Origin of the sequence: Mixta sp. BE291 (genome assembly GCF_031457955.1) — a bacterium.
Lineage (GTDB): Bacteria > Pseudomonadota > Gammaproteobacteria > Enterobacterales > Enterobacteriaceae > Mixta.
In genome coordinates, this window is the sequence record NZ_JAVDXN010000003.1 from 517469 (window position 1) to 539524 (window position 22056).

General features: G+C 56.3%; 18 protein-coding genes. 4 read left to right on the forward strand and 14 right to left on the reverse strand.

What is annotated here, in order from left to right; all coding sequences use genetic code 11:
• Positions 1-46 precede the first annotated feature (46 nt).
• Positions 47-982 (reverse strand): malate dehydrogenase, encoded by a 936-nt coding sequence (gene mdh / locus J2X14_RS09965; RefSeq protein WP_352411042.1) that lies wholly within the window; start codon positions 980-982, stop codon positions 47-49.
• Between the two features lie 443 nt (positions 983-1425).
• On the opposite strand from mdh, the gene argR reads away from it, so the two are divergent.
• From argR to yhcN (J2X14_RS09980), 3 genes are all read left to right on the forward strand, one after another.
• Positions 1426-1896 (forward strand): transcriptional regulator ArgR, encoded by a 471-nt coding sequence (gene argR, locus J2X14_RS09970; protein ID WP_038628827.1) that lies wholly within the window; start codon positions 1426-1428, stop codon positions 1894-1896.
• A gap of 518 nt (positions 1897-2414) precedes the next feature.
• On the forward strand, positions 2415-2678 hold the full coding sequence (gene yhcN, locus J2X14_RS09975) for a peroxide/acid stress response protein YhcN (RefSeq protein WP_352411043.1): 264 nt from the start codon (positions 2415-2417) through the stop codon (positions 2676-2678).
• A 133-nt stretch (positions 2679-2811) separates the two neighbouring features.
• Positions 2812-3081, forward strand: coding sequence for a peroxide/acid stress response protein YhcN (gene yhcN, locus J2X14_RS09980; protein WP_352411044.1), 270 nt, complete (start codon positions 2812-2814; stop codon positions 3079-3081).
• Between the two features lie 66 nt (positions 3082-3147).
• Here yhcN (J2X14_RS09980) and J2X14_RS09985 read toward each other — a convergent pair whose 3' ends face one another.
• The 5 genes from J2X14_RS09985 to aaeX all read right to left on the reverse strand — a co-directional run bounded on the left by J2X14_RS09985 (position 3148) and on the right by aaeX (position 8188).
• Positions 3148-3435 (reverse strand): barstar family protein, encoded by a 288-nt coding sequence (locus J2X14_RS09985; protein ID WP_352411045.1) that lies wholly within the window; start codon positions 3433-3435, stop codon positions 3148-3150.
• Positions 3436-3483: 48 nt separating this feature from the next.
• Positions 3484-4935 carry an NAD-dependent succinate-semialdehyde dehydrogenase gene (locus J2X14_RS09990; RefSeq protein WP_352411046.1) on the reverse strand — a complete coding sequence of 484 codons (1452 nt, stop codon included), beginning with the start codon at positions 4933-4935 and terminating at the stop codon, positions 3484-3486.
• A 131-nt stretch (positions 4936-5066) separates the two neighbouring features.
• On the reverse strand, positions 5067-7031 hold the full coding sequence (gene aaeB, locus J2X14_RS09995) for a p-hydroxybenzoic acid efflux pump subunit AaeB (RefSeq protein ID WP_352411047.1): 1965 nt from the start codon (positions 7029-7031) through the stop codon (positions 5067-5069).
• A gap of 12 nt (positions 7032-7043) precedes the next feature.
• Positions 7044-7976 carry a p-hydroxybenzoic acid efflux pump subunit AaeA gene (gene aaeA, locus J2X14_RS10000; protein WP_352411048.1) on the reverse strand — a complete coding sequence of 311 codons (933 nt, stop codon included), beginning with the start codon at positions 7974-7976 and terminating at the stop codon, positions 7044-7046.
• Between the two features lie 8 nt (positions 7977-7984).
• Complete coding sequence (gene aaeX / locus J2X14_RS10005) at positions 7985-8188, reverse strand: p-hydroxybenzoic acid efflux pump operon protein AaeX (RefSeq protein ID WP_249893162.1); 204 nt, start codon at positions 8186-8188, stop codon at positions 7985-7987.
• A gap of 271 nt (positions 8189-8459) precedes the next feature.
• On the opposite strand from aaeX, the gene aaeR reads away from it, so the two are divergent.
• On the forward strand, positions 8460-9380 hold the full coding sequence (aaeR, locus tag J2X14_RS10010) for an HTH-type transcriptional activator AaeR (RefSeq protein WP_352411049.1): 921 nt from the start codon (positions 8460-8462) through the stop codon (positions 9378-9380).
• A 32-nt stretch (positions 9381-9412) separates the two neighbouring features.
• Here aaeR and tldD read toward each other — a convergent pair whose 3' ends face one another.
• The 8 genes from tldD to csrD form a co-directional block, all read right to left on the reverse strand.
• On the reverse strand, positions 9413-10858 hold the full coding sequence (tldD, locus tag J2X14_RS10015; protein WP_352411050.1) for a metalloprotease TldD: 1446 nt from the start codon (positions 10856-10858) through the stop codon (positions 9413-9415).
• Positions 10859-10922: 64 nt separating this feature from the next.
• On the reverse strand, positions 10923-14750 hold the full coding sequence (yhdP, locus tag J2X14_RS10020; RefSeq protein WP_352411051.1) for an AsmA2 domain-containing protein YhdP: 3828 nt from the start codon (positions 14748-14750) through the stop codon (positions 10923-10925).
• A 178-nt stretch (positions 14751-14928) separates the two neighbouring features.
• Positions 14929-16398: a ribonuclease G gene (gene rng / locus J2X14_RS10025; protein WP_352411096.1), complete on the reverse strand. Its 1470-nt coding sequence runs from the start codon at positions 16396-16398 to the stop codon at positions 14929-14931.
• The gene (locus J2X14_RS10030) at positions 16398-16985 is read right to left on the reverse strand and encodes a Maf family protein (protein ID WP_352411052.1); all 588 of its coding nucleotides are present in this window, start codon (positions 16983-16985) and stop codon (positions 16398-16400) included. Before J2X14_RS10030 ends, rng begins: the two co-directional genes overlap by 1 nt.
• Positions 16986-16993: 8 nt before the next feature.
• A complete protein-coding gene (gene mreD / locus J2X14_RS10035; RefSeq protein WP_352411053.1) occupies positions 16994-17482 on the reverse strand; it encodes a rod shape-determining protein MreD in 489 nt (162 codons plus the stop codon).
• The gene (mreC, locus tag J2X14_RS10040) at positions 17479-18513 is read right to left on the reverse strand and encodes a rod shape-determining protein MreC (RefSeq protein WP_352411054.1); all 1035 of its coding nucleotides are present in this window, start codon (positions 18511-18513) and stop codon (positions 17479-17481) included. The genes mreD and mreC overlap by 4 nt, the downstream gene beginning before the upstream one ends.
• A 69-nt stretch (positions 18514-18582) precedes the next feature.
• Positions 18583-19626 (reverse strand): rod shape-determining protein MreB, encoded by a 1044-nt coding sequence (gene mreB, locus J2X14_RS10045; protein ID WP_003855260.1) that lies wholly within the window; start codon positions 19624-19626, stop codon positions 18583-18585.
• A gap of 305 nt (positions 19627-19931) precedes the next feature.
• Positions 19932-21881, reverse strand: coding sequence for an RNase E specificity factor CsrD (gene csrD / locus J2X14_RS10050; protein ID WP_352411055.1), 1950 nt, complete (start codon positions 21879-21881; stop codon positions 19932-19934).
• Positions 21882-22056 lie beyond the last annotated feature (175 nt).

The following is a 22056-nucleotide window of genomic DNA, read 5'->3' on the forward strand; positions in this document are numbered from 1 at the left end:
GACAATAAAAAAGGAGCCTTGCGGCTCCTTTTTCACGAAAGGCTTGTTACTTAACGAACTCTTCGCCCAGCTGAATATCTTTCTTCAGCGTATCCAGCATGCCTTCCAGCGCTTGTTGCTCAAAATCGCTCAGTTGACCAATCGGACGACGTTCGGCCACGCCCTCTTTGCCCAGCAGCAGCGGCTGCGAGAAGAAGCGCGCATATTCGCCATCGCCTTCCACATAGGCGCACTCCACTACGTTGCTTTCGCCCTGCAGCGCACGCACCAGCGACAGACCAAAGCGCGCAGCAGCCTGCCCCATCGACAGCGTAGCCGATCCGCCGCCCGCTTTGGCTTCCACCACTTCGGTACCGGCGTTCTGGATACGTTTGGTCAGGTCGGCCGCTTCCTGCTCGCTGAAGGAAACGCCAGGGATCTGAGACAGCAGCGGCAGAATCGTCACGCCGGAGTGGCCACCCACTACCGGTACGTTTAATTCGGTCGGCTGTTTACCTTTCAGTTCGGCAACAAAGGTATTAGAGCGAATAATATCCAGCGTGGTGACGCCGAACAGACGATTTTTATCGTAAACGCCCGCTTTTTTCAGCACCTCTGCGGCAATAGCCACGGTGGTGTTAACCGGGTTGGTGATGATCCCGATCAGCGCTTTCGGCGCGGTTTTCGCCACCTGCTCGATCAGGTTGCGTACGATACCGGCGTTGACGTTAAACAGATCGGAGCGATCCATACCGGGCTTACGCGCTACGCCCGCAGAGATCAATACCACATCGGCGCCCTGCAGCGCAGGCGTTGCATCTTCACCGCTGAACCCTTTGATTTTAACCGGCGTAGGAATGTGGCTTAAATCAACGGCCACACCGGGTGTTACGGGAGCAATATCATACAGAGAGAGTTCTGAACCCGCGGGTAACTGGGTTTTCAGCAGAAGTGCGAGCGCCTGGCCGATACCACCAGCCGCACCGAGAACTGCAACTTTCATCCTAAACTCCTTATTATTGTGATCATTAAAATGCCGGCAGCCAGCGCGGAACAGATGCTGGACGACCTGAGAAGTATAGCGAGGATGTTGTCACTGTTTTGCATAACGCCCTTAAGCGCCAGCCAAAACGGGTGAACATGACCGCATTACGTACAGGACCGACACTGAGCGTAACCGGATACAGACAGAGTAATCAGCCCTACCTTACACCGTCCGCGCTTAGCAGAACAACATCAATTTTATAACAATTTCTTCACTTCATCTGTCATAGCTATGCGCTTCGGGTAAATTCTCTCTGCGCCGAAAGTCTGGTAAAATGCGCGCCCACTGCGCGGTAAAGCCGTTACTCGCCGCCGCGAATTTGCATAAACATTCATATAAATGCATAATAATGTATCGCCTGCTGGCCGGGCTTCACAGCATTTTTATATTATCGGTAGCCTATGCGTAACCCATCGAAACAAGAAGATCTGATTAAAGCGTTCAAAGCTTTACTGAAAGAAGAAAAGTTCAGCTCGCAGGGCGAGATCGTGACAGCGCTGCAGGAAGAAGGCTTCGACAACATCAACCAGTCGAAAGTCTCTCGTATGCTGACCAAGTTTGGTGCGGTGCGTACCCGTAACGCGAAAATGGAAATGGTCTACTGCCTGCCCGCAGAGCTCGGCGTTCCCACCACTACGTCTCCGCTGAAAAACCTGGTGCTGGATATTGATTACAATGATGCGCTGGTGGTGATCCATACCAGCCCAGGCGCCGCGCAGCTGATTGCTCGCCTGCTGGACTCGTTAGGGAAAGCGGAAGGCATCCTTGGCACCATCGCCGGTGACGACACGATTTTTATCACCCCGGCGCGCGCCTTCACGGTGAAACAACTCTACGAAGCTATCCTGAATCTGTTTGAGCAGGAGCTGTAAGCCTGGCGGGATCGTTGGCCTCAGCATTAACGATCCCGCAGCCTTCCTTATTCACTTCCGTTATGCCTCTCTCTGCTGCTGCCCCGCAGCTTCAGCACGCTGCTGTTAGCGCTTTTTTATGCATCCCTTCGTCTGCGGCTTTCATTGCCAAATGGAATAAGCAGGCAGTTCACTCTTTCCCCACATCACGTCCATGTCGCACAATATGCTGCCTTTAAAGCGACCAGGCAGGTCATAAAACTGCTTTTCAGCCTCTGATGGAGCATTTAACCAGTAAACAAAGCACAAATAGATAAAGCCGCTTATGCTTTTGTTTTGCCTAAAAAATAACGCATAAAGTACAAAATATAACCATTTTTTATAACTAATGGTTATTAAAAAAGCGACATTAGCTAAAGTGTCACAACAAAACATTATTAGCGTAATATTAATTTCGCACGTGATTAGATCTATACTTGTTTTCGTGATGAAGATCACAAACAAAATAAAGACAAAAACAGAAGACGAGGAACAGATCAATGAATATTAAAACTACTATCGCAACCGCAGGCCTGCTTTCTGCCCTGTCATTCGGCGCATTTGCAGCAGAATCCATTAACGCCGATCAGGCGAAAAATCTGCAGTCTGTGGGCGTTATCAGCGTCAGCGGTGTAGCAGGTACGCCAATGGATATCCATCAGGCGCTGCAGGCAAAAGCGGATCGTCAGGGTGCCAGCGCGTATCGCATTATCGAAGCGCGTAACAAAGACACCTATCACGTAACGGCAGAGCTGTATAAATAAGCGCAACATCATCGCCGGGTGTATACCGGTGTCATCTAATAACGACTTTCACGTAATAACGACGCGGCCCCAGAAATAATAATCGCTATCAAGCCATCACGGCCGCCGTCACCACACTATTCAGGAGTAAGAAATGAAAACGACATTTACCTTTGCGGCTTTAGGCCTGGCTTCCGTACTTTCTTTCGGCGCAGCAGCGGCCGACCTGGTGACCCAACAAGACGTTGCCAGCCAAAATCTCCAGCCGATCGGTACCATTTCCGTGAGCGGCATTGATGCCAGCCCAAGCGCTATTCGCCAGCACCTGGCCGAAAAAGCGGATAAACAAGGCGCTTCCGCCTACCGTGTTGTTGAGGCTTATGCCAACGGTAACTATCACGCAACCGCTGAAATCTATAAATAAGCCATAACCAGAATTCCTCGTCAGCGTATTGACGAACCCCTTGGCCCTGCTGTTTAGGGCCTTTTTTTATGGGCTTTTGCGTGCCTGGCGCACGTTAAAGCGCAGCTGACCTTCCAGCTCCTCTTCGGCCTCATCAAACAGCAGTATCAGCGCGCCATAGCGGCGCTTTTGCCCGGCGCCCAGGTGAATAAATTCAATTTCCACCGGTAACGGCAGCTGCGGTTGGGTAATGGCATCCCATAATGAATCCAGATCAACAATTAACCGATCGTCAAGCGCAAAGCGTTCGCTGAACTGGCGATAGAAGTGCGCCTGATCGACGATCTCATTAAAGTCAAAAATCTCTTTCTTCATGTCGGCTGCTCCTTAATACGCAATTGGGCGCTTGCGCGCCCAATCTGCTTACAGGCCACCAATATGCAGGGCTTTTACTTCCAGATATTCTTCCATACCTAATACTGAGCCTTCACGTCCCAGCCCGGACTCTTTTACGCCGCCAAAAGGCGCCAGTTCAGTGGATACCGCACATTCGTTAATGCCAATCATGCCGCTTTCCAGCGCCGAGGAGACGCGGAATACCCGTTGCAGGTTTTGCGTATAAAAATAGGCTGCCAGACCATATTCCGTAGCGTTCGCCCGGCGGATAACCTCATCCTCATCGCTGAAGCGGAAACAGGCCGCCACCGGACCAAAAGTCTCTTCCTGCGCCAGCTTCATCTCTTCACTGGCGTCGGCAATCACCGTCGGCTGCCAGAAATTGCCGCCCAGGGCGTGCGGTGCGCCACCGGCCAGGATACGTCCGCCTTTTGCCTGCGCATCCTTTACATGCTCCTCAACTTTTTCCAGCGCTGCGTGATTGATTAACGGGCCGACTACCACGCCCTCTTCCATGCCATTGCCGACCTTCAGCTTATTGACCTCTGCAGCCAGCTGATTGACGAAACGATCGTAAACCGCATCCTGAATGAAAAAGCGATTTACGCTGACGCAAACCTGTCCGGCATTGCGGAATTTATTGGCGATCGCCCCTTTCACCGCGGCATCAATATCCGCATCGTCAAACACGATATAGGGCGCGTTGCCGCCCAGCTCCATTGAAAGCTTTTTCATGGTGTCCGCAGCGTTACGCATCAGCGTTTTGCCCACCGCCGTTGAGCCGGTAAACGAGATTTTACGCACTGCGCCGCTGGCCATGATCGCATCGCTGATGGCATGGGTATCACCGGCAACGCCGTTCAGCACGCCATCAGGCACGCCCGCTTTTTGCGCCAGCGCCAGCAGCGCAAAGGCGGAAAGCGGGGTGTTATTCGCGGGTTTAATGATACCGGTGCAGCCTGCGGCCAACGCCGGGCCGAGTTTGCGCGTCAGCATCGCCATTGGGAAATTCCACGGCGTGATGGCGGCCACTACGCCAACCGGTTCGCGCGTCGCCAGAATGCGTGACCCATTTTTCGCTGGCGGAATAATCTCGCCGTTAACGCGCTTGGCCTGCTCGGCAAACCACTGAATAAAGCTGGCGGCATACTCCACTTCACCTTCCGCCTCTTTCAGCGGCTTGCCCTGCTCCGCCGTCATCAGCTGACCCAGCCAGCTTTTATGCTCGATGATAAGCTGATACCAGCGATAGAGGATTTCCGAGCGCTGCTTCGCCGTCAGAGCGCGCCAGGCCGGAAAGGCGCGTTCAGCGGCGGCAATCGCCTGTTCCGTCTCCTGCTTCCCGCCTTTCGCCACGCGGGCAATCACCTCTCCGGTCGCTGGATTCAGCACCTCAAAGGTTTCACTCAGGGTTTGCCACTGGCCATTAATCAGACAACCGGTCTGAAAGAGTTCATGATCTTGTAGGGAATGGGACATGTTGCGCTCCTGTTTTTATCATCCTGTTGTGCCAAGTATAGTTGGCAAAGCGCGGCTCTTTGGTTGCCGCGCGGCAGGAAAAAAGGAAAACAGGCGGAAAAGCCGGTGCCAGAAAGGCACCGATGGCAGGATTAAATATTGATCAGGGTGTTCTGATATTTTTTCAGCATATCGGCCAGACGCCTCACCGGTTCGGTAACGTTGAGTGGCGCCTGATAGTGCTGTAGCTTTTCCTGGTAGGTATCAAACTCGCGCAGCAGCTTTTGGTAGTAATAGCGCCGCTTGTCATCGCTGCGTGAAGCGATAACCCGATCGGCGGTATAGCGCAGCTGTTTATGAAACGCGGAAAGATCGGCATTCACCGGAATCTCCGCATTACGCAACCGCTGATGCCCGATAATCAACGTCAGCGCCAGGCGGTACTTATCGATATCGCCAGGAAACAGATTCAACAGTAAAAACAGCTGCTGATAGAGCGCGGGCAGATGGTTTTCATTGCGGCGCGCCGGATTGGTGGTCAGAGCGGAGACCGCCGCGTACATAAAGCGATTCAGCAATGTGCGGCCGGTGCGCGCGCGCGATTTGTCGCGAATAATCAAAATCACCATCAGCGCGACAAAACAGCCGATGACTTGGCCCAGCGCGCTATCCAGAAACGCATTGACCGAAAAGGTCATCGGGTTATCCAGCACCAGAATATTCAGCGTACCGACAAACGCGCCGAGCGTGCCTAACTGCCGTCGCTGAATAAAGATCCCGGCGACAAACGCCAGCGTGCCGATAGCGATACAGAGCAGCAGCATACTCTGCTGGGTCGAGGGCATAATCACCATAAAGTAGAGCGCCCCCAACGGCACCGCTACCGTCATGCCGTAAAGGAAATCTTTCGCCATCATCAGCGGATTCGGCGCGCGCATCGCCAGCGCGGTAATCACCGCCAGCATCAGCATACAGCCGCTGCCGGAGGTCCAGCCGCTGTAAAGCCAGAACAGCGTACCCAGCGCCGTCGCCACAAAGGTACGGATGCCGTTAATCATCGCATGATGGGTTTCCGCCGAGCGCGCGCGCACCACATCCACTTCATGGCTCAGCAGCGCCTCTTCCTGCTGGCTCATGCTACAGTTGGTCTGCACCCCTTTTAACAGCATCAAATATTGCGTGGCGGCGCCTGTCCAACTGACCAGAGTAATCGGCGTGCTTTTGCTGCCCGACGCGCTGATTACGCGGCGCAGATTTTTCAGATGTTTGTGCAACTCGCTGAGGCTGGTGACCTCTTTTTCCAGCAGAAGGCGGTACTGCGGCGGAATATATTCCGGGCGGGAGTTTTGAATCAGAAAGGTTTCCGCAGCCTGGGTAATCAGCGTCAGCGAAAGCGTATGCATGCCTTTCAGACGGCGGTTCGCCCGCTGCCAGCGTGATGATTCCATATTCAGCTGGCTGCGCATGCCGTTAAGCGTGGTGGTGCGCCGTACCAGATTGCTCCATGCCTTATCCACTTCGTCTTTATCGCCGTGGGCGACGCAGAGCTGCAGCAGACGATACTGCTCCAGCAGCAGCGTTTCGATCTCTTTATCTATCACCTTCTTGATCGAGCGCGGCGAGAAAACCATATCCGCCAGAATCGCCGAGACGATGCCAATGATGATTTCGCTACAGCGTTCCACCGCAAACTGCGGCGCCAGCGTCGGCGTTCCGGCGGTTAAATCCACGCTGACCACGATAATCAACGCGGTATAGCCTGCCAGCCCCAGCGCATAGGAGTTTTCTACCCGCATTAATGAGGAAAGCCAGACGCAAAAACCCGCCCAGATACAGCAGAGCAGCATCATCACCACCGGCGCGCGAATGGTGGCGATCATAATCACCAGCGCCGCCAGGCAGCCAAGAAAGGTGCCGATAATACGCAGCATGCCGCGATGGCGCAACGCGCCGGAGTAAGGATCGCCGCCCGCCGCGAACGCGGTGCCGCCGGCGACGATGCCCGCGGTCATCACCGCCCAGCGCGGCGTTTCCAGATTAAAGTGAAAGCCAATCAGCAGCGCCGTCAGCACGGCAAACGTCAGCTTAACCGGAAAACGTAACCGTTCGAGTTGCATCACGCCCCCCGCTTAACCGAACTCACGCAGGCGATGCAGCAGCCGGGCCAGCGGCGATGCCGGTTTTTGCTCACGATCTTTCTCACCGGTGACGACAATAGTGGCGGTAGTGCCCGCTGGATAGAGATTGCCCGGCTGATGATCGAGCAGGATCTTCACCGGCACGCGCTGCGCCAGACGCACCCATTCCAGATTCGAATCGATGGTGGCCATCCCTTTGCTGTCAACGCTGCTGCTGCTGTTGGTGACGCCAGCGGCCACGGAATCAACCGTGCCGCGCAGGACGCGATCGCTGCCCAGCGGCGTGATCTCTGCCCGGAAGCCGGGGCGCACGCCTTCCAGCTTGGTCTCTTCCATATAGGCCATCACGTAGTAGGAGTTCTGTTTTACCAGCGCGACCGAGGTGGTGCCGCGCGTAATAAACTCGCCGGTAAACACGTTAAGGTTGGTGACCCAGCCGTTGGCCGGTGCGCGGATAACCGTACGTTCCAGATCCAGCTTCGCCAGATCGCGTGAGGCCTGGGACTTCGCCAACTGATGTTCGGCGGTTTGCAGATCGTTATTAGATTGCTCGATCGCTTCACGCGACATGGCGATCGCGCCCAGCTGATTGCGGCGGGCCGCTTCGCGACGCTTTTCATTCACCAGCGCCTGGTAATACTGCACATCCGCTTCCGCTTCCGCCAGCGCCTTCTCAAAGCGCGGCTGATCGATGGTAAACAGCACCTCTCCCTTTTTCACCAGCTGGTTGTCATGCACGCGCACATCGGTAATCAGGCCGGTGACGTCAGGCGCGATAGCGACCACGTCAGCCGCAAATTTGGCGTCTCTTGTCCAGGGCGATTCGGTATAAAACGCCCAGGCGCGGAAAATAACCACCACGGCGATAGCAACCAGAATCAGGGTAATGGCATAGCGTGTAATTTTTCTTATTAGAGTTTTCACTTAAAACCTCAGACAAACAGACAGGAGACTAAATAGAACAGGCAGCAGTAGAGTGCGGTATTAAACAGCGCCGGATGCCAGACAAAATCATACAGGCCGACCGGCAGCAGCACGCGGCGCACCAGCCAGAACAGCAAGAGCGAAACAATGATTTCAAAAAATATGGGCGGAAAAGAGAGCCCAAATATGACGATAACCGGTAACACACTCATCTTTCATCCTTATTAATACGTAACCGGGTCATACCGTTGTGCCAGCACCAAACGGCCTGTGAAGACAGGAAGTTTCATATTACGGGTTGATGATGATCGGACGACAGGTACACTGTCAGACGAATATCAGCACCTAAAGCATAGCGTGTACTTAAGTGTCCTGGCACAAAAGGTGAGTTACCAGACGGCAACCCGGCGGCATATAGTAACGTGCCTGACTATAAGTTATCTACATAATGTGATCTAAATCACTTTTAAGCCAGAGTGAATAATGGAACGACTCAAGGGTATGTCGGTTTTTGCCAAAGTTGTTGAATTGGGGTCATTTACTGCCGCTGCGCGTCAGCTGCATATGAGCGTCTCGTCCATAAGCCAAACTGTCTCGAAACTGGAAGATGAACTGCAGGTGAAGCTGCTGAACCGCAGCACCCGCAGCATCGGGCTGACCGAGGCGGGCCGCATCTACTATCAGGGCTGCCGCCGTATGCTGGCGGAGGCGCATCAGGTGCATGAGCAGCTTTACGCCTTTAATAACTCGCCGATCGGCACGTTGCGCATTGGCAGCTCATCGACCATGGCGCAAAACGTACTGGCAACGATGACGGCGGAAATGTTGCAGGAATACCCTGGCCTGACGGTGAATCTGGTGACCGGCATTCCAGCCCCCGACCTGATCGCTGACGGACTGGATGTGGTGATTCGCGTAGGCGCGTTACAGGATTCCAGTCTGTTTTCGCGGCGGCTCGGTTCGATGCCGATGGTGGTCTGCGCGGCAAAACACTATCTTGAGCAGCACGGCACGCCCGACAAGCCCGCCGATATCGCTAATTTTTCCTGGCTGGAATATAGCGTGCGCCCGGACAACGATTTCGAACTGATCGCGCCGGAAGGGATCAGCACGCATCTTTCGCCGCAGGGACGCTTTGTGACTAACGATTCACAAACGCTGACACGCTGGCTGAAGGCGGGCTGCGGCATCGCCTATGTACCGTTGATGTGGGTGATTGAAGAGATCAAAGCGGGCGAGATAGAGATCCTGTTTAGCCGCTATCAGTCAGATCCGCGACCGGTTTACGCCCTGTATACGCAGAAAGATAAGCTGCCGTTAAAGGTGCAGGTCTGTATTGATTACCTCAGCGCCTGGTTTAAAAAGGTGGCGCAGATCTATCAGGAACATCGTCAAAGCGGTTAATCCCCTGGCAGCGGGCTGCCAGGGGAGATCCATCAGGCGGTGCCGCCGACGGTTAACCGATCCAGCTTCAGCGTCGGCTGACCGACGCCAACCGGCAGGCTTTGCCCTTCTTTACCGCATACGCCCACGCCTTTATCCAGCGCGAGGTCGTTGCCGACCATGGAGATCTGCTGCATCGCTTCGATACCGGAACCGATCAAGGTGGCGCCTTTTACCGGCCGCGTAACTTTCCCTTTCTCGATCAGATAGGCTTCTGACGTCGAGAAAACAAACTTGCCGGAGGTGATATCCACCTGACCGCCGCCGAAGTTAGGCGCGTAAAGGCCATACTCCACGCTTTCGATAATTTCCTGCGGCGTTGATTTGCCGTCCAGCATATAGGTATTGGTCATGCGCGGCATCGGCAGATGCGCGTAGGATTCGCGGCGGCCGTTGCCGGTGGGCTTCACGCCCATCAGACGCGCGTTCAGCTTGTCCTGCATATAGCCTTTCAGCACGCCGTTTTCGATCAGCACGTTGTACTGGCCCGGTACGCCTTCATCATCGATCGCCAGCGAACCGCGCAGACCGTTCAGCGTGCCGTCATCCACCACCGTACAAAGCTCAGAGGCGACCAGCTGACCCATTTGTCCGCTGAACATCGAGGTGCCGCGACGGTTGAAATCGCCTTCCAGCCCATGTCCGACCGCTTCATGCAGCAGCACGCCAGGCCAGCCCGCGCCCAGCACCACTGGCACCGAACCCGCAGGCGCCGCCACGGCGGAGAGATTAACCAGCGCCATACGTACCGCTTCGCGCGCCCAGCGTTCCGCCCGCACTTCGCCTGCTTCGTCAGCCAGGAAGAAATCGTAACCGGTACGTCCGCCGCCGCCGCTGGAACCGCGTTCGCGTTTGCCATCTTCTTCCACCAGCACGCTAACAGAAAGACGCACCAGCGGACGCACATCGGCCGCCAGCGTGCCGTCGGTGGCCGCCACCAGTACCAGTTCATAGACGCCGGTCAGGCTGGCGCTGACTTCCTGTACGCGTTTGTCTGCGCTGCGCGCCGCGCTATCAACACGGTGCAGCAGCGCGATTTTCTCTTCGCGCGACAGGCTCTGTAAAGGATCGAAAGCCGGATAGAGCGCCGGATGCGATACCGCCGCCAGCGCCTGCGCCTTGCCGTTGCCCTGCTCACGCACAATGCTGCGTGCCGCCTGCGCGCTCAGCTGCAGCGCGTTCAGGGTGATTTGGTCAGCATAGGCGAAGCCGGTTTTTTCGCCGCTTACGGCGCGTACCCCAACGCCCTGATCGATATTCCAGGAGCCATCTTTAATGATGCGATCTTCCAGCACCCAGGATTCATGGTAGCTGGACTGGAAATAGAGATCGGCATAATCCAGGCGACGTTCTGAAAGCTGCCCAAGCAGGGTGAACAAATCCTGCTGATTGATGTTGTTCGCAGTTAGCAATTGCTCACTTACCAGATTCAGACTCATCGTTTCTCACTCATTATGTGACATTATTGCTATAGCCTGCGGTAATTCCCCTGCGGCGTCAAATTCACTTCGCGCTCTTTTCACGCGGTTTGCGCAACACTTCATTAATTTCCGGCTTATCTATCGGTCCGCTGATGTGATAACGCAACAGGGAAATTTTGTTCCACAGCGGCGCCAGCACCTTGCTGGCGGCAAACACCGCCGCGCCCACCACCGGATTGATGGCAAACGCCGTGGCAACGCCGACCGAGGCGGAGATTTCTGGAGCGACCACCGCCTCCATATCAATCTGCCGCTGCACCAGATCCAGCTTGCCCTGCATGGCGATATCCGCCTCCAGCCCATCCACCAGCAGATTGTCGGTTTGCACTACGCCATCTTTGATCCACGCCGTGCCGTTGATCGAGTCAAACCAGAAGCCTTCGCTAAAGGTATCGTTGAAATCAAAACGCAGCTTGCGCAACAGCGCATCAAAGCTCAACAGCCGCAGCAGCTGCCCGGCGCGCCCGCTGCTGACGTCCGCCACCTGGCCTTTGCCAAAGTGGGTTTTCAATACGCCGCTGAGCGAGGATTCCGACGGCTGCCAGGGCGCAGCACGCCAGTGCAGATCATATTCCAGCCTGAAAGGCGCATCGCGCAGCGGCGTGTTTACGCCAAACCAGTTGGTTGCATTGTTGATATTGTCGCCGCTCAGCTTGCCTTGCAGCGAGGTGCGCTGCTCATCGGGGCGATTAACCCATTCGCCGTTAACGCTCAGGCGCGAACTGCCGGTATCCACCAGGCCGTCGGTCAGCGTTAAGGTATCATTGCGCGGCGTCAGGTTGGCCTGAATGCGGCCGAACTTTTGTCCGCGCAGCCAGCAGTCGTCACAGTCTATTTGCAACGCCGGCCAGCCAGCAAAGTTGATCACGCTGCCTGTCTGCGGCCCACCCGCAGAGGCGGCCTCGTCGTCGCTTTGCCATTCCGGGTTGTAATAGAGCCAGCCCAAATGCGCGCGCCACGCACCGCTGGTGGGGATATCCAGTTTGCCGTTGATTTCCCGGCTCTGCGCCTCAACCTGCATGCCGCCAGCCATCAGCTTCCGCAACGTTATCTGCGTCTGATGCCACTGCTGGCCCGCCAGCTGCAGAGCAGGCGTACTCAGCGTGATATCGCCCGGTAGCCGGTTAACGCTCATCGCGCTGCCGCTGCCCAATTGCGATGTGGATTGCTGCGTACTTCCACCGCTCATCAGCAGCTTCAGCCAGCTGTCGCCATCCAGCGGCGGCAGATGTAGCGTCATGCCGCGCGACTCCGGTAAGGCGGGCGTGCTTTTCGCCTCGTTCAGCCAGATACCGCGATCGAGACGCAGCTGTTTACCCAACAGCCAGCGGCTGTTGAAACGTTGCTGCTCCAGCGCGCCCTGCAAATCAAAATGTTGCAGATCGCCGCTCGCCGTTACCTTCAGCGGTAACGCTTCGCCGCGCTTTTTGCCCAGCGGAGCAGGTAAGTTACTGCTTACATTCTTCAGATCGCCGGAGAGGTTGATCGTATAATTCGCGCCGCCCTGATGCGGCAGCGTGATAGCGACATCGCCTTGCCAGGGCAGCGTGCCTTTTAGTTGCTGGCTGACGCCCGCGGGCAGCGGTGACAGCTTGTTAACCTGCCAGTCTGCCGCCAGGTTAACGCCGATTTGATAATCCTGCGGGCGCTCTTCGGTATGAAAATTAACGTTAACCGGCTGCCCAAACCAGTTGGCCCGCAGCGTATCGCTACGCAGGTTGCCGTTATCGTAGGTGAAACTGCCGTTAAGCGCGGTCAGCTTACTGTTCAGCGGGGCGATAAACAGGGTGTTATCAGCAAGCTGCACATCGCCGCGCGCATGAACCAGTTCGCCATCCAGCGGGATATCCAGTTGCAGATGCCCGCCGGTTTGCCCGCTCAGCTGCAACTCATCCAGCGCCGCGCCCAGCGACGGTTGCAGCGGCGTCTGGTTAAAGTAGCTGCGAATGTCCGCCGCCTCGCCGCGTAAATCGCCGTTAATGATCAGCTTCTCTTTCAGGTAATCCGGGATCACCGCGCTGACATTATTCGCCTGCACCTTGCCCAGCATCGCCTGCTTCGTCTTCATCCACAGGCCGTCATTAACAAAGTCGAGATCGATATCCATGTTCGCCAGCGCTGGCCAGCCCGGCTGGAAGGCGTAGCTCGCCTGGCGCAGCGGCACCGCGACTTCGAACATGCCTTCGTTATGACGGAAAGGGAACTGTTTCGGGTTACCGGCAAACAGCAGCGTGGCGTTAGCTGCCCGCCCGCCCTTAATCGCGCCGCTGAGGTAGTCGGTTAAATGGGTGCCCATCAGCGGCTCAGGGAAATAACGCCAGGCGTCACCGGCATCGATAACGTTGATCCCCGCCAGAATATCCAGACGTGGTGCCAGGCCGCTGCCCTGACGATAGCTGAAATCCCCTTTGGCCCACAGGGAACGCGCCTGGACATCCAGGTTTCTGCCCTGGATCGCCAGCGCATTTTCACTCTGCTGCCAGCTTAGCGTACCGGTGGCGCTGCTGATTTCCAGCGGCGCACGGAACATGGTGCCGTAAGGCATTACCGCATCGTTAACCGCAATATCCAGGCGGCCATCCGTCAGGCTACCGCTGAGGTTGCCGGTAACGTGCTGCGCCCCTGGCAGCAGCTGCCAGTGCTGCCAGCTTAAATCGTGCCAACGCGCCTGGATGCGGCTTTGCTCTGGCTGTTGCAGTGGAATATCCAACGCCAGCGCATCAATTTTCCCCTGCGGGTGCAGGGTGCGCCAGTTTTCCAGCATCTGCGGCGACAGGCGGGAGAATAACGGAATCAACGGCTCCAGCCGCTGGAGATGCAAACCGGTGGCGCGTATGCGCAGCTCTTCCACCGCCTGCGGCTCCGGGCCGATGGCGTGCTGTGGCAGCCAGGCCAGAGAAAAGTGCCCTTTTGGCCAGGCTTCGCCATCGGTACGTAAGCTGTTTTGCGGCACGCTTACCGTCCAGCCGCTGCGCCAGCGCGCCAGATGCATCGTCAGGTTATCCACTTCCAGCCGATGCGGCCGCTTGTCGCCCTGCCAGTGCGCACCACCCTGTTTTAACCAGACATCGCCATCATAAACTTCGCCCTCTTTCAGGCTCAGCCAGGCGGCAAGACTGAAGCGCGCGCTTTGCAGCGTGGTGTTATCGCGCATCCACTGCCCCAGCCAGGGCTTCACGTCCACGTCGTTCGCCTGTAGCCAGATTCGCCCGTCGTTCAACAAACCATTTTCATCATGCAGATCCAGCCGCACCTGCACCACGCCATGCTGGCCGGTAAAGCTGGAGAGGCTGACTTCCCCTTCCGCCCGATGACGCGCTTTTTCATTCAGCCAGCTTAAACGCGGGATCGCCAGCTCGGCGCGCTGACCGGAAAGAGTCTGGAAACGGATGCGGCTGTCGCGCAGATCGAAATGATCGAACTGACGCAGGAACAGATCGTTGATTTGGCCCGCCTTCAGCGTGTGGTTATTTTTATCGTTGCTGATGAGCGGCGAGCGGCTATCGAGATCGAGCTGCCAGAACGTCAGCTCGCGGAACTGCCAGCGGGCATGCAGCAGCGACTGCCAGATATCCAGCGCCAGCGTCACGCGGCCAATATCCAGCGAACCGCCGTCGGCCAGGGAAACCGTCAGCTGGCGCACATCCAGCGTAGGACCGAAGTTTTCCCAACTTCCGTGCAACGAGGCGGCATTGACAGGTAAACCGGTGGCGGAGGAAACGGCGCTGAACAGCGCGCTGCGATGATGATTGAGCTGCGGCATCACCAGCCGCAGGCCGCTGACCAGTAGCGCAACGATAACGATGATCGCCGCGCCTGTAAGTAACAGGATCCTGGGCAGTTGCCTCACACACCTCTCCTTGTCTTGCGCAATCTGAACGGATGAATAAGCTGGTTCATATTCCCGAACGTGCGGTTGCAGCAGCCAGGGAGAATCAGGTGCGCAGAGTTTACCTGAAACAGACGCGCATTTTTAGCGCTTGACTGGCGAGAAATCGTCAAAGGCAGACCAAAATATTAACCAGATCTTACATCATCACGACGTCGAACTGTTCCTGGGTATAGAGCGGCTCGATCTGCACCTTCACCTGTTTGCTGACAAACAGCTCCACTTCAGCCAGCGCATGCGACTCTTCGCTTTTCAGCGCTTCCCCCACGGTGGGCGAAACATAGACCAGAAAGCGGTCGGAATCGTAGGCGTGATGGACGCGCACGATCTCACGCATGATTTCGTAGCAGACGGTTTCCACGGTTTTCAGCGTGCCGCGTCCTTTACAGACCGGACAATCCTGACATAACACATGTTCAATGCTTTCACGGGTACGCTTGCGCGTCATCTCCACCAGCCCCAGCGCGGAGAAGCCGTTGATGCTGGTTTTCACCCGATCTTTACTCAGCGCGCTATCCAGCGAGTGCAGGACGCGGCGGCGATGCTCTTCGTTGCTCATATCGATAAAGTCGATAATGATAATGCCGCCGAGGTTGCGCAGCCGCAGCTGGCGCGCAATCGCCTGCGTCGCTTCGATGTTGGTGTTAAAGATGGTTTCATCCAGATTGCGATGCCCAACGAAAGCGCCGGTATTAATATCGATGGTGGTCATCGCTTCCGTCTGGTCGATAATCAGGTAGCCGCCCGATTTCAATTCCACTTTACGATCGAGCGAACGCTGAATTTCGTTTTCCACATCATAGAGATCGAAAATCGGCTGGCGACCGCTGTAATGCTCCAGCTTGGCGGTCATCTCCGGCATATATTCAGAGGTGAATTCCAGCAGCAGCTCATAGGTCAGGCGTGAATCGACGCGAATACGATCCAGCGCGGCACCGGCGAAATCCCGCAGCACGCGCTGCGCCAGCGCCAGCTCGCCATACAGACGGCAGCGCGTTTTATTGCGCTTTTTGCGCTCGATAACTTTGGTCCATAAGCGCTTAAGGAAAGCGGCATCCTGCGCCAGCTCCTCCGAGCCGATGCCTTCCGCCGCGGTGCGGATAATAAAGCCGCCCTGCTCATCGCAGTAGTTTGAGACCACCGCTTTCAGACGATCGCGCTCCGCTTCGCTTTCGATGCGCTGCGAAACGCCAACGTGCGAGGCGCCCGGCATAAACACCAGATAGCGCGAAGGCAGGGTAATGTCGGTGGTCAGGCGCGCGCCTTTGGTGCCCAGCGGATCTTTCACCACCTGCACCATCAAATCTTGTCCCTGACGGACCAGTTCGGCGATATCCCTGACGCTGAAGTTCTTCTGCTCTTCGCCCGCCACGCATTCGGTATGCGGCATAATATCGGAGGCGTGCAAAAACGCGGCTTTATCGAGACCAATGTCCACAAAGGCGGCCTGCATTCCCGGCAGCACCCGGCTTACGCGGCCTTTATAGATATTGCCGACGATGCCGCGCTTCGCTTCGCGTTCAATATGGATTTCCTGCAGGATACCGCCGTCAATATAGGCCACGCGCGTTTCCGATGGCGTGACGTTGACCAGTAGCTCAGCCGTCATCATGTCCCCTTACTTACCTCACGCAACGATTGAAAGTGGCTGAGCAGTTCGCCGGTTTCCACCAGCGGCAGGCCCACCACGGCGTGATAGCTTCCGTTAATTTTTCTGACAAAATTGCCGCCAAGCCCCTGAATGCCATACGCGCCCGCCTTATCCATCGGTTCGCCGCTGGCGATGTAGTCAGCAATATCCTGCGCCGTGAGCAGGCGGAACGTCACCTCGGTCACCACCAGACAGTCAAGTTCATGCTGTCGGTCCGCCAGCGCCACCGCCGTCAGCACCTGGTGCGTCTGGCCGGAAAGGCGCGCAAGCATCTCGGCAGCATGCACCGTATCGCGCGGCTTTTCCAACACTTCCCCGTTCAGCACCACAATCGTATCGGCACCCAGCACCGGCAGATCCTGCGGCGCGACCGCCACGCCCGCCTGGGCTTTTTCACGCGCCAGTCGACGGACATAGTGCTGCGCGCTCTCTTCCTCGCGGCGCTGCTCTTCCACGTCGGTGATCACCCGCTCAAAACGCAGGCCAAGCTGCGTCAGCAGTTCACGACGACGCGGTGAACCGGAAGCAAGATATAGGGATAACATAATTGTCCTTACTGAACAGCGAATTGACGACGAATTTTTCTCATCAATAAGAATAGCCAGGGCCACAAAATCCCGTCCACCACGCTGCTCCAGAAAATTTCTGGTCGGAACGAAATATTGGTGACTAAAAACTCGGCCCAGAAAACAATGACATCCGTTGCCAGCGACAGCACCATCACCATTAACGCCTGTTGCCACAGCGCCAGGTTACGGAAAAGCTGAAATTTGAACGCGACCAGATAGGCGATGATGCTCAGCGCCAGCGCCCGCACCCCTAGCGTAGAGCCGGAGATCAGATCCATAATGCCGCCCATCATAAAACCGGTGCCGACGCTAACCCGATGCGGGAGCGCCAGCAGCCAGTAAATCAGGATCAGCAGCAGCCAGGAGGGACGAAACATATAGAAATCGTCCGGCCACGGCATAATTTGCAGTATCAGCGCGACCAAAAAAGAGAGCCAGATAACCCAGCGCCCATGGCTGCGATAGCGGCTCAAGGACGGCCTCCCTGCGCGGCAGGCGGGCTGCCCGGCGCGGCGCCCCGGCTATCCGTTGCGGGATTTGCCTGCGTTGGCGTCGCTATCGCAGCCGGCGGTAACGGCGGCCCCATCTCTCCGGCGGGCGGCAGTACCTGCGGCATCATCTGCATCAGACGCTCATTCGCCACCCGATGCACCTCATCCGGCACCATCGGCATATCGCCGTTACGATCCGCGCCCCACAGCAGCAGCAAATAGCGCAGGCGCTGCAACCCAGCCGTCGGACGCGCCTGGATCACGGTATAGGCGCGCTGCGTATCCACCTTCACGGAGGAGACGACCGCCACCGGATACCCTTCCGGGAAGCGCCCGCCAAGGCCGGATGTCACCAGCACATCGCCGACGCGAATATCGGTGTTGCCCGGCAGATGCTCCAGCTGCAGATCTTCAGTGCAGCCGTTGCCAGCGGCGATAACGCGGATATCGTTACGCAGCACCTGAATCGGTAAGGCATGAGACGCATCGCAGATCAGCAGCACGCGGCTGGTTACCTGCCCCACGGCAATCACCTGCCCGACCACGCCTTTATCGCTGATCACCGGCTGACCTTCATAGACGCCGTTGACGCTGCCTTTATCAATCACCACCTGATCGGTATAGGGATCGGTGCCGGTAGAGATCACCTGCGTCACCATTTTGTGCTCATCCTGACGCAGCGGCGATCCTAACAGCTCGCGCAGACGCGCGTTTTCCTGCCGGTATTGTCCCAGCATCAGCAGCTCGCTATTTTTCAGAAAGAGTTCGCGCTGTAGCGCTTTATTTTCCTGTTCCAGCTGCTGGCGAGAGGCCAGCGTATCAGCAACGCTGTCCAGAATTTGTCGTGGCCCGTTGGCCAGAAAATAGAATGGACTTACCGCCGTGTCCATATAGTTACGGATTTGGGTAAACGAACCCACGCGACTATCGGCAACGATGACGCCGACGGCCACAATAACCGCCAGAAAAAGGCGGAGCTGCAGGGAGGGCCCCCTGCTGAAAATTGGCTTCATAAACTCTGCGTATTCCCCGACATCAAAGGAAGGGAGTGTTGCCCTCGCGGCGCACTCCCTTCTGGCAGATTATTCTTCGCTGAACAAATCGCCGCCGTGCATGTCGATCATTTCCAACGCTTTACCGCCGCCACGCGCGACACAGGTCAACGGATCTTCTGCCACCACCACCGGAATGCCGGTCTCTTCCATCAGCAGACGATCCAGATTACGCAGCAACGCGCCGCCGCCGGTCAGCACCATGCCGCGCTCTGAAATGTCAGACGCCAGCTCCGGCGGACACTGCTCCAGCGCCACCATCACCGCGCTTACGATGCCGGTTAACGGTTCCTGCAGCGCTTCGAGAATTTCATTAGAATTCAGCGTAAAGCCACGCGGCACGCCTTCAGCCAGATTACGTCCGCGCACTTCGATTTCGCGCACTTCATCGCCCGGATAGGCAGAACCGATTTCATGTTTGATACGCTCTGCGGTCGCTTCACCAATCAGTGAACCGTAGTTACGGCGCACATAATTAATAATGGCTTCATCAAAACGATCGCCGCCGATACGCACGGAAGAGGAGTAAACCACGCCGTTAAGAGAAATCACCGCGACCTCGGTGGTACCGCCACCAATATCCACCACCATTGAGCCGGTTGCTTCAGACACCGGCAAGCCTGCGCCGATTGCGGCAGCCATTGGCTCTTCGATCAGGAAAACTTCACGCGCACCTGCTCCCTGAGCAGATTCACGGATGGCGCGGCGCTCAACCTGCGTTGCGCCGACCGGCACGCATACCAGCACGCGCGGGCTGGGACGCATAAAACTGTTGCTATGCACCTGCTTAATAAAGTGCTGCAGCATTTTCTCAGTAACAAAGAAGTCAGCGATAACGCCATCTTTCATTGGGCGAATAGCGGCAATATTGCCCGGCGTACGACCAAGCATCTGTTTTGCATCATGACCGACAGCCGCGACGCTCTTAGGGGAGCCAGCACGATCCTGACGGATAGCAACGACTGAGGGCTCATTCAGCACGATACCCTGGCCTTTGACATAAATCAGGGTATTCGCGGTACCCAGGTCAATGGACAAGTCGTTGGAAAACATGCCACGAAATTTTTTAAACATACTAAAGGATAATCCTGCAAGCTGGGGGCGGAAAATAAAATCCGCTTACTTTACCAACCACGCGAAGCCGCCACAAGGCGCAAAAACGTCCTACTTCGGTGAAAAATCACGCTATCTCGCGCTTGTTACCAAGGCATCAAATTGATGCAACAATATTCGGCCTAAAAACCAGCTAAATATCCACGAAATCGGGCTGGTAAGCGGACATAACAGTTATAAAATCTAACATTTAAATTCCACGGCGGTTGGCCGCCGCAAACAGCCGCTGGCTCCATAACCGCGCGTCATTATGTCAAATCATCCGGCTAAACCCGAACTCTTTGCGAATATTTTTTCACGTTGCTATTAACCAGCTGTGAAGTAGAGAAGAAATCACCCTGCCCGCCCGCGACGCCAAGCGCCGTTAGCGTTTGCCACTCCTCTCGGGTTCTGACACCGGCGGCAAATACCTGCGCGGGCGTGCCAGAGCAGACTTCCAGTAAACTTTTCACAAACAGCTGGTTTTCCGTGCGTTGTTCAATGTGCCGCACCAGGCCCGGATGCAGCTTAATCAGCTCAACGCCCGCCTGGGTAATATAAGCGGTGCTGACCACCGTTAATCCCGCCTGGCTGACCGCTAAACGGCAGCCGAAACCTTTAAGCAACCGCAGCGCGGGTTGCAGGCGATTGAAGTGTTGACACACTTCCGCCTCAGCAAGTTCAAATAAAAAACGCTGCCGCTGCGATTTTGTACATTGCAGCAGCATATCGCGCAAGCTGCGTTGAAAAGCGGGCTGTAATAACGAATCAACCGTGAGCGGGAAAGCCAGCGTCTCATCCGGCCAGCAGGCGGAGAGCGCCACTATGCGCTGCATAAGCTGACGATCGTAAGCCTCTGCCAGCCCCATCTGCTGTACCAGCGGCATAAATTCGGCGGCCAGCAGCTCTTTTTCGTCGTCAAAAATACGCGGCAGCATTTCACGGTGATGCACGCGCCCATCGCGTAACACGGCGGGCTTCTGATAGAGCCGTGGCCCGCCGCGCTTCAGCGTATGTTCCAGCAGCGTACGCCATTTCACGCTGCCGCGACCGCCGTCGGCATCTGCGCCCTCCGCCGTGACCCAGGTGTTACCGCCCAGCAAAGAGGCATGGCGCGTGGCCTGTTCCACGCTCTCCACCACCTGCTGGGTGGTTTGTCCGCTGCGCCAGGCGCTGATGCCGATATGAATCATGTTTTCCCGGTCAATCATCGCCGTCGGCGGCAGCGCATCCACCGCTTTAATCAGCTGAGCGGCGATGCCATCCGCCTCTTTTAAGGTGCGGTGCGGCAGCAGCACCATAAAGTCGCTGCGGAAATAGCGCGCCAGCAGCGCGCCGGAATAGCGCATCACAAAGGTTGACAGCATATTCACCAGCGAAAAGAGATAATCCTGTACCGCGCCGCTGCCCCATTTTTCACTCAGGCTGTCGAAATCAGGCAGGCGAATCATCATCACCACGCCGTGCGTGCCGACTTTTTCCTGATCCTCTAACAGCGTCGCCAGCTGATTATCAAAAAACAGGCGGTTATTCAGGCCGGTCGCCGCATCCTGAGCGGTGAAGGCGCGGATTAAGGTATCAATGCGCGTACGCTGCTCGCCCGCTTCCTGTAAATCGTCCAGCAGCAGATCGATGGCGGTAGAGGCTTTTGAAGGCCATTCATTGACATTGCCACGGCCGATGCCGCGCCGTTCGCCATCGATAATTCGTTCGGCGCGCGTCTCCAGACTTTCCATTCCCTTAAGCTGTCGCCATAGCCAGCGATGGGTTGGCACCAGCAGCAACAGCATCAAGGCCGCCGCCAGCACAATGGCAATAATCATTGAGGAGCCGATGAAAGAGCGAAACCAGGTGTTGGCGGGATCAAGCCGCTCGACGCGTAATAGCCAGCCCTGCTGATGCAGCAGCGGCAAATCGTAACGATGAAAATGATTAGGCTCATCCTCTAATAAAGGATACTGGCGACGGGAGAGCGTCACCACAGCCTCTTCTTTGCCGAGGATTTGCAGCCGCTCAATATCCATTAGCGGCATGGTGCGTTGTAGCCACGGTTTCAGCTCGTCGGGGCTTTGCGTGAGCAGCGCCTGATCGACCTCCGTCCTTAACGCTTCTACCTGCTGTTCCGCCCATTCGCTATGGAGCCAGAAAAAGCTCAGCGTGCAGCCCACCAGCATTAACACCAGGGCCAGAGTGATAAGCAGCGTCACAAACGCTGAAAGTTTGGTGGTTAATCGCATCCCTGTGCCTTTTTCACTGCGGTTATGACCACGCCACCCCGATAACAAGGGATGCCAGATGGTAAACATGCGGAAGGTTTATGCGCCGCCAGCGCGAAAATAATCAATAGCCTGCAATTTATTTGCGGCGGGTCAGCCTTAGCTTCCCTTCGGCGAGTATAGTTGCCATAGACTT

Bases quoted from the DNA above. Each gene is read 5' to 3' on its own strand.
- mdh (WP_352411042.1), bottom strand. From the start codon at position 982: ATGAAAGTTGCAGTTCTCGGTGCGGCTGGTGGTATCGGCCAGGCGCTC.
- argR (WP_038628827.1), top strand. From the start codon at position 1,426: ATGCGTAACCCATCGAAACAAGAAGATCTGATTAAAGCGTTCAAAGCT.
- yhcN (WP_352411043.1), top strand. From the start codon at position 2,415: ATGAATATTAAAACTACTATCGCAACCGCAGGCCTGCTTTCTGCCCTG.
- yhcN (WP_352411044.1), top strand. From the start codon at position 2,812: ATGAAAACGACATTTACCTTTGCGGCTTTAGGCCTGGCTTCCGTACTT.
- J2X14_RS09985 (WP_352411045.1), bottom strand. From the start codon at position 3,435: ATGAAGAAAGAGATTTTTGACTTTAATGAGATCGTCGATCAGGCGCAC.
- J2X14_RS09990 (WP_352411046.1), bottom strand. From the start codon at position 4,935: ATGTCCCATTCCCTACAAGATCATGAACTCTTTCAGACCGGTTGTCTG.
- aaeB (WP_352411047.1), bottom strand. From the start codon at position 7,031: ATGCAACTCGAACGGTTACGTTTTCCGGTTAAGCTGACGTTTGCCGTG.
- aaeX (WP_249893162.1), bottom strand. From the start codon at position 8,188: ATGAGTGTGTTACCGGTTATCGTCATATTTGGGCTCTCTTTTCCGCCC.
- aaeR (WP_352411049.1), top strand. From the start codon at position 8,460: ATGGAACGACTCAAGGGTATGTCGGTTTTTGCCAAAGTTGTTGAATTG.
- tldD (WP_352411050.1), bottom strand. From the start codon at position 10,858: ATGAGTCTGAATCTGGTAAGTGAGCAATTGCTAACTGCGAACAACATC.
- rng (WP_352411096.1), bottom strand. From the start codon at position 16,398: ATGACGGCTGAGCTACTGGTCAACGTCACGCCATCGGAAACGCGCGTG.
- J2X14_RS10030 (WP_352411052.1), bottom strand. From the start codon at position 16,985: ATGTTATCCCTATATCTTGCTTCCGGTTCACCGCGTCGTCGTGAACTG.
- mreC (WP_352411054.1), bottom strand. From the start codon at position 18,513: ATGAAGCCAATTTTCAGCAGGGGGCCCTCCCTGCAGCTCCGCCTTTTT.
- mreB (WP_003855260.1), bottom strand. From the start codon at position 19,626: ATGTTTAAAAAATTTCGTGGCATGTTTTCCAACGACTTGTCCATTGAC.
- csrD (WP_352411055.1), bottom strand. From the start codon at position 21,881: ATGCGATTAACCACCAAACTTTCAGCGTTTGTGACGCTGCTTATCACT.